The organism is Kineococcus gurbantunggutensis (assembly GCF_050871925.1).
Classification (GTDB): domain Bacteria; phylum Actinomycetota; class Actinomycetes; order Actinomycetales; family Kineococcaceae; genus Kineococcus.
In genome coordinates this window covers 1-14,395 of record NZ_JBJLSG010000126.1, presented here as the reverse complement: position 1 = coordinate 14,395, position 14,395 = coordinate 1, and the positions used below count along the sequence as shown (strand labels likewise).

The 14,395-nt window shown below is 78.1% G+C and carries 15 protein-coding genes; 12 read left to right on the top strand and 3 right to left on the bottom strand.

All coding sequences use genetic code 11. The annotated features are described in order from the left end of the window. Positions 1-34: 34 nt before the first annotated feature. Positions 35-871 (bottom strand): nucleotidyltransferase domain-containing protein, encoded by an 837-nt coding sequence (locus ACRYR7_RS19090; protein ID WP_432573698.1) that lies wholly within the window; start codon positions 869-871, stop codon positions 35-37. A gap of 251 nt (positions 872-1,122) precedes the next feature. On the opposite strand from ACRYR7_RS19090, the gene ACRYR7_RS19085 reads away from it, so the two are divergent. The 5 genes from ACRYR7_RS19085 (at position 1,123) to ACRYR7_RS19065 (ending at position 4,463) form a co-directional block, all read left to right on the top strand. Next, positions 1,123-1,959, top strand: coding sequence for a M15 family metallopeptidase (locus tag ACRYR7_RS19085; protein WP_432573697.1), 837 nt, complete (start codon positions 1,123-1,125; stop codon positions 1,957-1,959). A 48-nt stretch (positions 1,960-2,007) separates the two neighbouring features. Beyond that, complete coding sequence (locus tag ACRYR7_RS19080; protein WP_432573696.1) at positions 2,008-2,898, top strand: hypothetical protein; 891 nt, start codon at positions 2,008-2,010, stop codon at positions 2,896-2,898. Further along, a complete protein-coding gene (locus ACRYR7_RS19075) occupies positions 2,895-3,578 on the top strand; it encodes a hypothetical protein (protein WP_432573695.1) in 684 nt (227 codons plus the stop codon). Before ACRYR7_RS19080 ends, ACRYR7_RS19075 begins: the two co-directional genes overlap by 4 nt. After that, complete coding sequence (locus ACRYR7_RS19070) at positions 3,568-4,140, top strand: hypothetical protein (RefSeq protein WP_432573694.1); 573 nt, start codon at positions 3,568-3,570, stop codon at positions 4,138-4,140. The genes ACRYR7_RS19075 and ACRYR7_RS19070 overlap by 11 nt, the downstream gene beginning before the upstream one ends. A 113-nt stretch (positions 4,141-4,253) precedes the next feature. After that, positions 4,254-4,463 (top strand): hypothetical protein, encoded by a 210-nt coding sequence (locus tag ACRYR7_RS19065; protein WP_432573693.1) that lies wholly within the window; start codon positions 4,254-4,256, stop codon positions 4,461-4,463. A 35-nt stretch (positions 4,464-4,498) separates the two neighbouring features. On the opposite strand, the gene ACRYR7_RS19060 is transcribed toward ACRYR7_RS19065, so the two are convergent. Further along, a complete protein-coding gene (locus ACRYR7_RS19060; RefSeq protein ID WP_432573692.1) occupies positions 4,499-5,290 on the bottom strand; it encodes an HpcH/HpaI aldolase family protein in 792 nt (263 codons plus the stop codon). A 209-nt stretch (positions 5,291-5,499) separates the two neighbouring features. On the opposite strand from ACRYR7_RS19060, the gene ACRYR7_RS19055 reads away from it, so the two are divergent. The 7 genes from ACRYR7_RS19055 (at position 5,500) to ACRYR7_RS19025 (ending at position 13,346) form a co-directional block, all read left to right on the top strand. Next, on the top strand, positions 5,500-6,687 hold the full coding sequence (locus ACRYR7_RS19055) for an ROK family transcriptional regulator (RefSeq protein WP_432573691.1): 1,188 nt from the start codon (positions 5,500-5,502) through the stop codon (positions 6,685-6,687). Between the two features lie 141 nt (positions 6,688-6,828). Next, positions 6,829-8,115 carry an extracellular solute-binding protein gene (locus tag ACRYR7_RS19050; RefSeq protein ID WP_432573690.1) on the top strand — a complete coding sequence of 429 codons (1,287 nt, stop codon included), beginning with the start codon at positions 6,829-6,831 and terminating at the stop codon, positions 8,113-8,115. Positions 8,116-8,147: 32 nt separating this feature from the next. Continuing rightward, positions 8,148-9,143 (top strand): carbohydrate ABC transporter permease, encoded by a 996-nt coding sequence (locus ACRYR7_RS19045; protein ID WP_432573689.1) that lies wholly within the window; start codon positions 8,148-8,150, stop codon positions 9,141-9,143. Continuing rightward, a complete protein-coding gene (locus tag ACRYR7_RS19040; RefSeq protein WP_432573688.1) occupies positions 9,140-10,042 on the top strand; it encodes a carbohydrate ABC transporter permease in 903 nt (300 codons plus the stop codon). Before ACRYR7_RS19045 ends, ACRYR7_RS19040 begins: the two co-directional genes overlap by 4 nt. Before the next feature lie 66 nt (positions 10,043-10,108). After that, positions 10,109-11,908 carry a beta-N-acetylhexosaminidase gene (locus ACRYR7_RS19035; protein WP_432573687.1) on the top strand — a complete coding sequence of 600 codons (1,800 nt, stop codon included), beginning with the start codon at positions 10,109-10,111 and terminating at the stop codon, positions 11,906-11,908. 4 nt (positions 11,909-11,912) lie between these two features. After that, the gene (locus tag ACRYR7_RS19030) at positions 11,913-12,902 is read left to right on the top strand and encodes an ROK family protein (protein ID WP_432573686.1); all 990 of its coding nucleotides are present in this window, start codon (positions 11,913-11,915) and stop codon (positions 12,900-12,902) included. Positions 12,903-13,130: 228 nt separating this feature from the next. Next, positions 13,131-13,346: a hypothetical protein gene (locus ACRYR7_RS19025; protein WP_432573685.1), complete on the top strand. Its 216-nt coding sequence runs from the start codon at positions 13,131-13,133 to the stop codon at positions 13,344-13,346. Positions 13,347-13,359: 13 nt separating this feature from the next. On the opposite strand, the gene ACRYR7_RS19020 is transcribed toward ACRYR7_RS19025, so the two are convergent. Next, positions 13,360-13,974, bottom strand: coding sequence for an alpha/beta fold hydrolase (locus ACRYR7_RS19020; RefSeq protein ID WP_432573684.1), 615 nt, complete (start codon positions 13,972-13,974; stop codon positions 13,360-13,362). Positions 13,975-14,395: the final 421 nt, after the last annotated feature.

Here is a 14,395-nt window from a genome sequence, read left to right as displayed (position 1 = left end):
GCGGGACCGGTCCCCCCGGTCCCGCGCGGGGCGCTCACACCAGCGCGGCGCCTTCCCAGAAGCGCGTGTGCGAGCGGTGCAGCCAGTCGTCCACCCACGCGCGGTCGGCGCCCTCGGGCAGGTCCGCCGTGCGGGCCTCGCGCTCCAGGTCCGCCTCCAGCGCGTCCAGCCACGAGAGCACCTGCGCCAGCGAGCGCTCGCCGCGCCGCACCGCCCGCAGCTCCGACAGCTCCGGCTCCGGCACGGGCAGCGTCACGCGCCCGGTGCGCAGCAGCTCCAGGCCCTGCAGACCCAGCCGCAGCGCGTGCGCGGCGGGCTTGGGGGCGTGGTCCGTCGGCGAGGCCGTGCGCGCCCGGCGCGCCGCGGCGGGGCGGCGCTCACCGGTCAGCAGCGCGCGCTGGGCGCGCAGGTACCCCAGGAACCGCCGGCCCGCCGCGCGCGAGGCGAACCGCTCCGCCTCGCGCCGCAGCTCCCGCCCGGCCTCGGTGACCACGACGACCTCCTCCTGCGGCACCCACAGCGGCAGCAGCACCGTGGGGTTGCCCGCCAGCGCCAGCCGCGCCCACTTGCGCGCGCCGTAGACGACGACGTCCAGGTCGCCGGGGCCGGAGCGCTCCCGCAGTCCCAGGGGCCGCTCCCACGCGGTGTGGAACTCGTACTGCTCGAAGGGCACCAGCCGCCCGCCGGGGGTGCGCACCCGCGCCAGGCCGGTGACGAAGCGCTCCGGCTCCAGGCACAGGCCCATCTCGTCGCGGTCGTCCTGGCCGGCCAGCGCGGTGCCGTGGACGCCGCTGCCGACCTGGGTGCGCAGGACGGTGCCGGCCTCGGCCAGGCGGCGCGCGTCCTCTCCGGCGTGGGGGTGGTGGATCACCCGGCCACGGTAGGAGGCGCCCGCCGCCGGGGACCACGGGTTTCCCGGCCCCCGGCGCGAGCGCCCCGGCTCCCTGCCGCGAGCGCCCCGGCTCCCTGCCGCGAGCGCCCCGGCTCCCTGCCGCGAGCGGGCCCGGTGCGGCGCGGGGGGTCGCCACGGGCCCCGCGCTGCGGGCAGGATCCGCGTGTCCGCGCGCGCGGACGCCGCCGCACCCCTCGGCACCACCGGACCCGGACCCCCAGGAGGCGCCCGTGCCGTCGCCCTTCGCCGCCGACCGCCTGCCCGACGGGCGCCGCGTGTACGGCCACCGCGCGGTCGTGGCGCGCCGCGCGCTGCTCGCGGGGATCGTCGCCGCCGGTGCCGGCACCGCCGCGGCCGCCGCCCGCTGGGGCGGCGACGGCGAGCGCTCCCTCGCCGGGGCGGACCCCGCCGTGCACGACCCCGTCGTGCACGACCCGGCCGCGCAGGCCCCCGTCGCGGCCGACGGGCCCGCCGAGCCCGCGCCGGGGTTCTCCACCACCGACCCGGCCAGCCCGTGGGTCGTCGTCAACAAGCAGCACCCGGTCACCCCGGCCGACTTCGTCCCGCCGGCGCTGGCCACGGTCGGCGGCAAGGAGGTCGCCGCCCTCGTCGTGCCGGACCTGACCGCGCTGCTGGCCGCGGCCGAGGCGGACGGGGTGCGCCTGACCCTGACCAGCGGGTACCGCTCGGCGGGGCACCAGCGCGCCGTGCACGCGCGGGCGGTGCGGCGCGACGGCGCCGAGACCGCGGAGAGCCTGTCGGCCCGCCCCGGCTACAGCGAGCACCAGACGGGCCTGGCGATCGACTTCGGCAGCGCCGTGCAGCCGGGGTGCGCGGTGAAGGACTGCTTCGGGCTGACCGACGAGGCGCGCTGGCTCGCCGAGCGCGCGGGCGCCTTCGGGTTCCTGCAGCGCTACACGGCGCAGAACAGCGCCGTCACCGGGTACGCCCCGGAGTCCTGGCACTACCGGTGGGTGGGCGCCGACCTGGTGGCGCGGATGGCCGGGCGCGGGGTGAGCACGCTGGAGGAGTTCTTCGGCGTGCCGGGCGGGTCGCAGTACGCCTGACGGGCGCGGGGCGCGCGCCGGGCGGGCCCGCGGTCGTACGGTCGCCCCGTGCCCAGCGACGACCGCACCGCAGGACCCGCCGGCGAGCCCGTGGACGGACCCCGGGACGAGGACGCCGACGGGGGCGCGGGGGGGCGCGGCGGCCCGGGCGCGTGGGTGCTGGTGCTCGCGGCGGTGCTGCCGCTCGCGGTGCTCGCCGCCGTCGTCGCCGACGTGCTCGGCGGTGCCCTCGACGCGCGGTTCTTCGGCACCTCCACGTCCGCGGGCGGTGGGGTGACGACGCAGGTGCCGCCCGGGGTGACGGCCGTGGACCGGTTCTCGCTGCTGTCGGCGTTCGTCCCCGTCAGCCGGGTGCTGCTGGCCTCGGTGCTCGCCTGCACGGCGCTGGCGGTGCTGCGGCTGGCCGGGCGACCGGCGTGGGTGGTGCCCGGGCGCGCGGCGAGCCGGGTGGCGGCCGCGGTGGCCCTCGCCGGGGCGGCGGCCGCGGCGGCCGCGCTGGCCGCCCTGGCCGCGGCCACCGCGCGGGGGTCGGGCCTGACCTCGTTCTCGAGCGGCTCCCTGCTGTTCGACCTCGCCGTGCAGGGCCCGGAGGCGCTCGTCCCGGTCGCCCTGGGCGCCGTCACCGCGGCGGTGCTCCTGCGCCCCGGCACCCCGCCGGCACCGCCTCCCCCGCGGACGGGGGCGGGGGTCGGGGTGCCGGCGGCGGCCCCGGCGGAGACCTCGGCGGAAACCTCCGGGGAACCCCCCGAGGAGGCCGCGCGCGGGGCCGGGGAGGTGGCCGGGGGGCCCGCGCCCGCGCCGCGTCCCGGCGTCCCGCCCGCTCCCGCGGCGCCCGCGCGCGAGCGCGCCGAGGGGGCGCCGGCGGACGCGCCGCCCGCGGCCGGGTACCCGCGGCCCTCGGCGGAGGAGTACGCCCTGTACCGCAGGCCGCCGCGGTGAGCGGCGCGCACGCCCCGCGCTGGTCCGGCCCGGGGTTCGACGACGCCGACGACGCCGACGACGGGTTCGACGGGTTCGAGGGGACCGGCGGCGCCGGGGGTCCCGGCGGGGGCCGCTGGACCTGGGCGTTCCGCCTCCTGCTGCCGGTGGCCGCCTCCCCGGTGCTGGTGTGCGCCGCGGTGGTCGCGCGGATCCTGGTCGGCGCCGAGCCCAGCCCGCCCGCCCCCGGCGTGCGGCAGGTGTTCGCCGACCGCTGGACCGGCGTCCTGCAGGGGCTGGACCTGGGGTGGGCGTGCACGGTCAGCGCCCTGCTGGTGCTGCTGCTGGCCGGGGCCGTCGCCGCCGGCCGGCCGCGCTGGGCGGCGCCGACGGCCGGCGACCGCACGGCGGTGGCGGTGCTGGCGGTGGCGCTCGCGCTGGTGTCGGCGGTGACGGGCGCGGTCTCGCTGACGGCGCTGCTGCAGCAGCCGACCGAGCTGCAGGCGTGGTACGCGCGCACCGGGGTTCCGATGGAGGTGTCCGCGCTGGAGTGGGCCGCCGACGGCGCCCTGCACGTCCTGGCGGCCCTCGTCGCCGCCGTCGCGGCGGGCTGCTGCGGAGCGGTGCGGGCGCGCGCGGGGCGCCCCGCCGGCCCTTCCCCCCGCGCCGCGGGCGTGGATACTGCCGAGGGTGGCCGGTGACGAGGGGACCGGGCGCCCCGCCGACGAGCAGGACCGCCTGGAGCGGCGCCAGCGGGAGCTGGAGGAGCGCTGGGCGCGGGCGGTCTCCGGCTCCGAGCCGCTGAGCGTGCGCTCGCGCATCGTGGAGGACTTCGACCGGCTCGCCGGTGAGCGCGACGACCTGGCCGCCGCGCGCGACGAGGTCGCCGCGCAGCGCGGCACCCGCCCGGACGAGCGCGACCGGGCGGCCACCGAGCGCGCCCGCGCGGCGCAGGAGCGGGCCCGCGCCGCGACCGAGCGGGACCACCGGGCCCAGGAGCGCCGGGAGCGGGCCGACCGGGCGCAGCTCGTGCAGGAGGAGCTGGTCGAGCTGCTGCACCAGCACGTGCTGGCCTGCGAGGAGCTGGCGCTCACCCACGAGCGCTGCGGCGCCCTGCACGAGCAGCTCGCGCTGCACGAGGAGGACCCGGGCCGGTTGCGGGAGCTGACCGCGCGGGCGGAGCGGGAGCGCGCCGCCGCGGAGCGCGCCGCCGAGCGGGCGCGCCGGGCGGCCGAGGCCCTGGCGCGCCCGCCCGGGGGCTGACGCGCCGCGTCCGGGCGGGGGCCGGGGTGCGGTGCCGCGCGGGCGGCGTACTGTCGGACGGTCGACCGTCGAGAATCCCGGCGTCCCCCCCCCCGCCCGCCGGAGGCAGCACCGTGATCGCTCCCCAGGACGTCCCCGAGCCCGCCGAGGTGCTCTGGAACCGCGCGCTGCTCGCGGCCTTCACCGGGCGCCGGCTGGAGGAGGAGCGGTGGAGGACCAGGGCGCGCGCGGCCGGGGTGAGGCAGCGCAGCGAGCTGGTGCGGCTGGAGTCGGTCGCCGCGCGCCTGGGGGTGCCCGCGCCCGCCCCGCCCACCGGGGCCTGAGCACCGCCCGGACCCGGCCCCGGGCGGGCCCGGCCTCAGGCGAGGTCGGCCAGCCGGGCGCGGGCGCCGGCGGCGAGCAGCTCGGTGTCGGCGGTGGCGGCGACGAAGCGGAAGCCCAGCTCGCGCAAGCGCGCCGCGCGCCCGGCGCCCGCGCCGAACGCCCCCGGCACCGCGCCGCCGGCGGCGCAGGCGCGCACCACGGTGGGCAGCGGGTCGTCCGGGGCGTCCGCGGCCAGCAGGGCGTCGACGTCCGTGCCCAGCTCCAGCGACAGGTCGAAGGGGCCGACGAGGACGACGTCCACGCCCTCGACGGCGGCGATCGCCTCGACGTCCGCCAGCCCCGCGCGCGTCTCGACCATCACCGCGCACAGCACGCCCGCGTCCGCCCGCGCCGGCGGCACCGGCTCGCGGCCGGTCAGCAGGGCGTGCGGGCCCCAGCTGCGCTCGCCGGCGGGGGAGTAGCGGCACGCCCGCGCCGCGGTGCGGGCCTGCTCCGCGGTGCTCACCATCGGCACCACCACCCCGGCGGCGCCGGCGTCCAGCGCCCGGCCGATCTCCTGCACGTCCAGGCGCCCGGGGCGCACCAGCAGCGGCGCGGCGCCGTCGCCGCCCTCGCGCAGGCACTCGCGCAGCGAGCGGTCGTCGTGCTCGCCGTGCTGGGCGTCCAGCAGGACCCAGTCGACGCCGGAGCGGGCCAGGGTGCCCACGGCCCCCGGGCTCGCCAGGTTCGACCAGGCGCCCCACAGGGTGCGTCCCGGGTCCTGCGTCCACCAGCGCTGCGGCTCCACGGCGAGCTCCTCCGTCCCGGGCCGCCCGGCGGCGGCCACGGGGTCGATCCTGCCCCGGCGGGCTCCGGGGGGCCGTTCAGCGCGCCGGGTGGAACGCCGGCGGCAGCAGCGCCCGCGCGAACCGCCGGGGGCTGTCGCCGTCGAGGTCGCCCGGGACGACCACGGCGACCAGCACCTCGCCGTAACGGTCGTGTTACGTCCTCGCCACCCCCTTGCCAAGCATTTGTCAGGAGTCAAAACTAACCGGGGTGACGACCTCCACCGCCCCGGGCGCACCACGGCCGCGCAGCGCGCCGCGGCCCGCCGCCGGCGGTGGCCTGCGCCCCAGCGCGAAGGTCCTGCCCGTGCAGGCGCGGGCGCACAACCGGGCCGTCGTGCTGGGCGTGCTGTTCCACTCCGGGCCGCTCTCGCGCGCCGACCTGGCCCGCGCCACCGGCCTCACCCGCGTCACCGTCTCCGAGATCGTCGCCGGCCTGCTCGCCGAGGACCTCGTCGCCGAGCTCGACGCCCGCCCCGGCGGCCGGGTCGGCAAACCCGCCACCCCGGTCGGGCTGCGCGGCGCGGACAACCTCGTCGTCGCCGTCGACCTCACGCGACTGTCGGCGGTGCGCGGCGCCGTCCTCGACCTCGCCGGGAACGTCGTCAGCGAGGCCGGCGCCGACCTGCACGGGCTGCGCGGGACCGCCGCCCTGGCCGCCGTGGAGGGTTTCTGCCGCGACGTCCTGGCCGCGGCCCGCGCCACCGCCCGCGCCTCCGTCGTGGGGGTCGGCATCGGCACCCCCGGCGTCGTCGACGAGCACGGCACCGTCGTGGAGGCCTCGAACCTCGGCTGGAGCGGCGTGCCGCTGGCCCGGCTGCTCACCGACGCCCTGGGCATCGGCGTGCACGTCGTCAACGACGCGAACGCCGGTGCGCTCGCGGAGTTCACCTACGGCGGTTCCTCCCCCTCGGGGTCGATGACCGTGACGGTCGGCGAGGGCCTGGGCGCCGGCATCGTCCTGGACGGCAACCTCCTGCGCGGCGGCCGGATGGCCGCCGGGGAGATCGGCCACCTCACCGTCGACCCCGCCGGCCCGCACTGCGAGTGCGGCCGGCGCGGGTGCCTGGAGACCTACCTGTCCGTGCCGCGGCTCACCGCGGCGCTGGAGGGGAAGGCCCCGGCGCGGCGGCGCGCCGTCCTGGCCGCCGCCGGCCGCCGCCTCGGCGGCGCCCTGGCGCCCGTCGTCGCCGCCCTGGACCTCGACGAGGTCCTGCTCAGCGGACCGCGCGACCTGCTCGCCGGCCCGCTCCTCGACGCCGCCCGGGAGACCGTGCGGAACGCCTGCATGCCCACGGCCACCGACGTCCCCCGGGTGCGCACGGCGTCGCTGGAGGAGTCCGCGGTGCTCAGGGGTGCCGCGGCCCTCGTGCTCTCCGGGGAGCTCGGCTTCAGCTGAGCGCCCCGCCCGAAGGACCACCCGCAGTCCCGCGCACCGCAGTCCCACGCACCGCAGCCCCACGCACCGCAGCCCCGCGTCCCGCAGTTCCCCGTCCCCGCCGCCCCCGCGCCGGCCGGGCACTCCACGGAAGGACTCGTCGTGAAGCACACCACCAGCAGGTTCACGAAGGTGCTGGCGCTCGGCGCCGCCCTCGCGCTCGGCCTCACCGCCTGCGGCGGGGAGTCGTCGTCCTCCTCGCCCTCCGAGGCCGGCGGGCAGGACGTCCGCGTCTGGTTCATGAAGGACTCCGTGCCCGACTCCGCGCAGCAGTGGCTCAAGACGGAGTTCGAGGAGCAGAACCCCGGTTCCACGCTGACCGTCGAGGTGCAGCAGTGGAACGGCATCGTCCAGAAGCTGCAGACCAGCCTGGCCAGCGAGGACGAGAGCCCCGACATCGTCGAGGTCGGCAACACCCAGGTCGCCACCTTCTCCTCCGTCGGCGCCTTCGCCGACATCAGCGACCTCGAGGCGGACCTCGGCGGCGACGACCTCATCCAGAGCTTCCTGGACGCCGGCTCCTGGGAGGGCAAGCTGTACGCCGCGCCGTTCTACGCCGGTGCCCGCGTCGTCTACTACCGCACCGACCTGTTCCAGCAGGCCGGGATCGCCGTGCCCACCACCATCGAGGAGCTGGGCGAGGCGGCGAAGAAGCTGCAGGCCGCCAACCCCGAGGGGACCCCGGACTTCTCCGGCATGTACCTGGCCGGCGCCGACCCGCACACCAACGAGGGCTGGCTGTTCACCTACGGCGGGCAGTACGCCGAGCAGGAGGGGGATCAGTGGGTGGGCAGGCTGTCCACCCCCGAGTCGATCGCCGCCCTCACCGAGGTGCAGGACCTCTACGGCAGCGCGACGAAGTACGCGCTCGACAGCAACGAGAACGCCCAGGTCGCCTACGAGCTGTTCAACGAGGGCAAGGTCGGCATCTACAGCTCCCTGAACTACGCCGTCGGCAAGATCGACAAGGCCCTGTGGGACGCCGGGAAGGTCGGCGTCATGCCGCTGCCCGGCCTGCAGCCCGGCACCCTCGGCAAGACGTTCTCCGGCGGCTCCAGCATCGGCATCTCCGCCAACAACCACGACGAGGAGCTGTCCGAGGCGGCGCTCAAGCTCATCTACTCGGAGGACTTCCAGACCAGGCTGGCCGCCGAGTCCGGCTGGATCCCCGGCAACACCACCTACGCCTCGGCGCTGACCGGCCCCACCGCGGCCATCTCGCAGGACGTCGTGCAGAACTCCGAGCTGACCCCGAACAGCCCGCAGTGGGGCGTCGTGGACGGCAACAACGTGCCCCGCGACTTCTGGGTGCGCATCGCCCGCGGCGAGGACGTCGCGACGGTCGCGGAGGAGACCGACGCGACCCTCGAGGAGCAGCTCAACGGCTGAGACCGGCCCCGGCCGGCAGGAAAGGAGAGCAGGTGCCCGACCAGCTGACCCCCGAACGCCTCGGCGCGCAGCTCGCCCCGGGGGCCCCGGCCCCCGGGGGAGCGGCGGCCGGCCCCCGCACGCGCCCGCGGCGGCGCAGCCTCGGGCACCGTCTGACGCCCTACCTCCTGCTGGCCCTGCCGGTGCTGCTGGTGTGCCTGGCGCTGGGCTACCCGGTGGTGCGCCAGGTCGTCATGTCGTTCCAGGAGTTCGGCCTCGCCCAGCAGTTCGGGCGGCCGCCGGAGTTCGTCGGCCTGCAGAACTACGCCGAGGTCCTCTCCGACGGCTACTTCTGGGTGGTGGTGGCCCGCTCCATCGCCTTCTGCGCCGTCTGCGCCGCCGTCACCATGGCCTTCGGGGTCGGTTTCGCGGTGCTCATGCAGCAGGTCTCGCGCGTCCCGCGGGTGCTGCTGCAGTGCGCGCTCGTGCTGGCCTGGGCGATGCCGCCCATCGCGGCGCTGACCGTCTACACCTGGCTCGTCGAGCCGCGCTACGGGTTCGTCAACTGGCTGCTCAGCACCGTGGGCCTGCCGTTCCAGGGGTACGCGTGGCTGGCGGCCAGCCAGTGGACGTTCTTCCTCGTCGCCGCCGTCACCGTGATCTGGACGTCGGTGCCGCTGGTGACGCTGTCGGTGTACGCCGCGCTCACCCAGGTCGACGAGTCGATCGTCGAGGCCGCCGAGATCGACGGCGCCGGCGGCGCCCAGCGGCTGCGGCACGTCGTCCTGCCGATCGTGCGCCCCGTGGTCCTGCTGCTGCTCATGCTGCAGGTCATCTGGGACATGAAGGTGTTCACCCAGATCAAGGTGCTGCAGGCCGCGGCCGGCAACAACGAGCGCACCAACCTGCTCGGCACCTACGTGTACGAGACCGGCATCGGCGGCGGCGACTACGGCATGGCCTCCGCGCTGGCCACCGTCATGCTCGTCCTGGTGCTGGTCATGACCTGGCGCTACCTACGCACGCTGATGAAGCAGGGGGACCTGTGAGCACCACGACCACCACCACGACCGGCACCACGGCCGGCACCAGGACCGGCACCACGACCTCGCCCCGCTCGGCCAGGACCCGCCACCGCCGCCTGTGGAACGTCGTGGCCGTGCTCTTCGCGGCCCTGTGGGCGTTCCCGATCTACTGGATGCTCAACTCCGCGCTCATGCCCGCCGAGCGGCTGCGGCAGAACCCCCCGCTGCTGGCGCCGCTGCAGCCGACGTTCGACTCCTTCGCCGGCATCCTGTCCGACCGGGTGTTCTGGACCTCCCTCGGCTTCAGCGCGGCGGTGACCCTGCTGGCCGTCCTCGTCGCCGTCGTCGCGGCCACCCTGGCCGCCGTCACCCTGAGCCGGTTCCGCTTCGCCGGCCGGCGCGGCGTCGTCGTCGCCGTGCTCGTGGTGCAGATGATCCCCGCCGAGGCGCTGTTCATCTCCCAGTACCGCATGCTCGACGGGTGGGGCCTGCTGAACACCGTCGGCGGGCTGTCCCTGCTCTACGTCGGCCTCGTCCTGCCCTTCACCGCCTGGATGCTCAAGGGCTTCGTCGACGGGGTGCCGGTGGAGCTGGAGGAGGCGGCCACGGTCGACGGCTGCGGCCGCGTCGGGGCGTTCTTCCGCGTGACGTTCCCCCTGCTGGGGCCCGGCCTGGTCGCCACCGGCGTCTTCGGCTTCCTCGTCGCCTGGAACGAGTACACCCTCGCCTTCGTCATGCTCGCCTCCGGCGACCGCCTCACCCTGCCGGTGTGGCTGCAGACCTTCTCCTCCAACGTGCAGGAGACCGACTGGTCCGGCGTCATGGCCGGGTCCAGCCTCATCGCCGTCCCCGTCATCGTCCTGTTCCTGCTCGTGCAGAACGCCATGACCAAGGGCATGGTGGCCGGCGCCGTCAAGGGCTGAGCCGCCACCCACCACGAACACCCCGCGAACCCCCGCGGACCCCACCGACAGCGCATCGGAGCCGACGTGCCCGTCACCCCCTTCCCCCGCCCCCGCGTCCTCACCGCCGCCCCCGGCGCCGGGCCCGCCCCCGGCGCGCCCGTCACCGCCAGGGCCGAGGCGTCCCTGCCGCCGCAGGGGTTCCGCCTGGACACCTCCGCCGACGGGGTGGCCATCGCCCACGCCGACGCCGCCGGGCTGCGCTACGCCCTGGCCACCCTGGACCAGCTGCGCGCCGGCGCGGACTTCGGCGAGGTGACCTACCACGTCGAGGACCACCCCGACTTCCCCGTGCGCGGGTTCATGCTCGACGTCAGCCGCGACCGGGTGCCCACCCGCCGCACCCTGGCGCGCTGGGTGGAGGTCCTCGCCCTGGCCCGCGTGAACACCCTCGAGCTCTACACCGAGCACACCTTCGCCTTCACCGGCCACGAGGAGGTCTGGCAGGACGCCTCGCCGTTGACCGCCGACGACGTGCGCTGGCTCGACGCGCTGTGCGCCGCGCGCGGCATCGACCTGGTGTGCAACCAGAACACCTTCGGGCACATGGAGCGCTGGCTCAAGCACGAGGCGTACGCGGAGCGCGCGGAGAACGAGGACGGCTTCACCGCCTGGGGCCGGCACCGTCCGCCCGGCACCGTCGAGCCCACCGCTGAGAACGCGGAGTTCGTCGCCGGGCTGCTGGAGGAGGTCGTGCCGCTCTTCCGCACCCGCCGCGTCAACGTCGGCGCCGACGAGCCCTTCGAGCTGGGCACCGGCAAGAGCGCCGCGCGCGCCGGGCGCGAGGGCCTGGGCACCGTCTACTTCGACTACGTCACCTCCGTCATGCGCCCGTGGCTGGAGCGCGGCTACACCGTGGAGTTCTGGGCCGACGTCTTCGGGAACCACCCCGAGCTCATGAGCCGGGTGCCCGCCGGCGCCGTGCCCGTCGTGTGGCAGTACGACTCCCCGTCGCTGACCGCCGCCGTCGTCGACTCCGCCTCCCCCGACCAGCTCCAGCAGTGGCGCGACGCCGGCGTCGACGTCGCCGCCCTGCGCGACGGCTTCCGCGACCGCGCCAAGCTCCTGCTGGAGGCCGGCGTGCCGTTCTGGGTGGCGCCCGGGGCCAGCAACTGGAACTCCCTGCTGGGCCGCTTCGACAACGCCGTGGAGAACATGGTCGACGCCGCCCAGGTCGGCCTGGAGAACTCCGCCCAGGGGTACCTGAACACCTCCTGGGGCGACAACGGCCACTGGGACCCGCCCTCGGTGGCGTTCGGGCCGGCCGTGTTCGGCGGCGCCGTGAGCTGGTGCCTGGAGGCCAACCGCGACCTCGACGTCGCCGCCGTCCTCGACGAGCACGTCCTGGCCGACCCCACCGCCACCACCGGCCGCGTGCTGGTGCGCGCCGGGCAGGTGTGCGCCGACCTCGGCGTGCCCGTCCTGAACGCCTCCCCGCTGCATCGCGCCCTGCTGGAGGCCGAGGACCTGCCCGCCTGGGCGGTGCCCGCCCCCGAGCGGCTGCGCGCCGCGCTGGGCGTGCTGGCCCGCTGCCGCGAGGACCTGCGCGCCGCCGAGCCCGCCTGCGCCGACGGCGACGTCGTCGTGCGCGAGCTCACCCAGGCGATCCGCCTGGCCGAGCTGGCCGCCCGGTACCTGCTGCCGCGCGCTGAGGGCGCCGGGCGCCCCGACCCGGCCACCGCCCACGCGCTGCTGCACGACCTCGACGCCCTCGTGGAGGAGCAGCGCGCCTGCTGGCTGCTGCGCGCGCGGCCCGGCGGCCTGGACGACAGCACCGCCCGCTTCGCCGTCCTGCGCCGCGCCCTGGTGCGGGCCCTCGCGGGCTGACGCCGTGACGGCCCTGCTGACCGGACCGGGGCGGGCCGGCGCCGACGGCCGCGCCGGCGTGCGGATCGGCCTCGACATCGGCGGCACCAAGATCGAGGGCGTGGCCCTCGGCCCCGGCGGCGCCGTGCTGGCCCGCCGCCGGGCCCGCTCGGCCGAGGGGGTGCGCGCCGTCGTCGAGGCCGCGGCCGCCGTCGTCGACGCCCTCACCGCCGACCTCGGCACCGACCTCACCGACGCGCCCGCCGGGCGGCCCGCGGCCGTCGGGGTGGGCATCCCCGGCCTCGTCGACCCCGCCGCCGGCACCGTCGGCGACGCCGTCAACCTCGGGTTCGGGCCCGACCGGGTGCCCTTCGGCCCGGCCCTGTCCGCCCGGCTCGGCGGCGTCCCGGTCACCGTCGAGAACGACGTCAACGCCACCGCCCTGGGCGCCCGGGAGCTGCTGGCCCCCGGCGCCGACCTGGCGCTGCTGTCGCTGGGCACCGGCCTGGCCGCCGGCGTCGTCGTCGGCGGGGCCCTGCTGCGCGGGGCCCGCGGCGCGGCCGGGGAGGTCGGGCACCTGGCCCTGGACCCGCGCGGGCTGCCGTGCCCGTGCGGGCAGCGCGGCTGCCTGGAGACCGTCGCCTCCGGCGCCGCGCTGCGCCGGGCCTGGCCGCACGGGGGCGAGGGCCGCTCCGCCGAGCACCTGTTCGCCGCGGCCGGCGCGGGCGACCCCGCCGCCGTCGCGGTGCGCGACGCCTGGGCCGGGGCCGTGGCCCTGGCTGTGCGCACCCTGGCCCTGACCTGCGACCCCGAGCACCTCGTCCTCGGCGGCGGGGTGGCGGCCGTGGGCGAGCCGCTGCGCGAGGCGGTGGCCGCCGCGCTGCGCGCCCAGGCGGCCGGCTCGCGGTTCCTGCGCGGGCTGGCCGTCGACGAGCGGCTGACGCTGCTGCCGACCGGCACGCCCGTCGCGGCCGTCGGAGCCGCCCGCCTGGGCGAGCGCACCGGCGCGCCCTGACCCCGCGCGCACCGTCGGCGACCGGCGCCGGGGCCCGCCTCACCCCCCGGCGCCGGTCGCCGCGGCGAGCGGGTGAGGCGTTGCGACGCAGCGTGCGCGGGCCGCGCCGGCGCGCGCGGGGCCGTTCGGGTGGGTTCGCGCCCGCGTGCTTCGGGAGCGCCCGCCGGCGGGCCGACACGTCCTGCAGCGCCGCTCGGGGACGGTCCCCGCGGCGGAGAGGAGAACCCCGTGTCCGCCAGCGGCCCCCGTGCCAGCATCGCCTCCGTCCTCGCCGCCGAGGCCTACGCGAACAACCGCGTCCCCGCGCCGCGCCCGGCCCCGCCGGGCGGCGAGCCCGCCGCGCCGGTCGCCGCCACCGCGACCGCCGTCCTCGACGCGCCCGCCGCCGCCGGCTCGCGCAGCCGCTTCCTGGAGCTGCTGCGCCCCGCGCGCCACGCCCGCTGACGCGCCCGGCCCCTCAGGCGCTCCGCCGCACCCGGGCCAGCACGGCGTCCGCGACCGCCGCCGGCTCCCGCTCCGGGAGCCAGTGGCCGGTCGGCAGCCGCGCCTGCGAGAACTCCCCGCGCACGTGCGCCGCCGTGGCCCGCACCGACGCGGGCGCGAAGAACGGGTCGTCGCGCCCGTGCAGGTACGTCACCGGCACCCGCACCTCGCCGGTGCGCCCGCGACCCAGCGGCAGCGCCCGGTACCAGCCCAGCGCCGCGCTCAGCGCCCCCGGCTCCGCCATCCGCCGCGCGTAGCCCGCGGCCAGGTCCGCCGGCAGCCCGCCGCGCACCAGCAGCGCGCGCAGCGCCGCGCCCGAGCGGGCCAGCAGCAGCCGCTCCGGCAGCGCCGGCACCTGGAAGCCCGCCACGTACGTCGAGCGCATCGCCTGCGTGCCGCGCACCACGCCCTCCCGCAGCGCCGCCGGGTGCGGGGTGGAGAGCACCGTGGCCGAGCGCACCCGCTCCGGGTGGCCGGCGGCCAGCGCCCACGCCACCACCCCGCCCCAGTCGTGCCCCACCACGTGGAACGTGCGCGCGCCCGCCGCGTCGGCCAGCGCCAGCACGTCGGCGACCAGCTCGGGCAGCACGTACGCCGCGGGGGGGGGGGGGGGGGGGGGGGGGGGGGGGGGGGGGGGGGGGGGGGGGGGGGGGGGGGGGGGGGGGGGCCGCCGGGGGGGGGGGGGGGGGGCGGGTGAGCTGCGACTGCTCACTCGTCTCGCCGCAGCCCTCCCCACACCCCCCCCCCCCCCCCCCCCCCCCCCCCCCGGGGGAGTAGCCGCGCTGGTCCGGGGCCAGCACCCGCAGCCCCGCGCCCACCAGGCGCGGCGCCACCGCGTCCCAGGCGCGCGCGTCCTGCGGGAAGCCGTGCAGGCACACCACGACGTCCGCCGCGCCGCCGCCGGCCGGGGCGCGGTCGCGCACGTCGAACACCAGGCCGTCGCGCGCGTAGGTCTCCACGACCCCAGCCTGCCCCGCCCCGCCCCCGCCCGCCCCCGGGCAGGCCCCGCA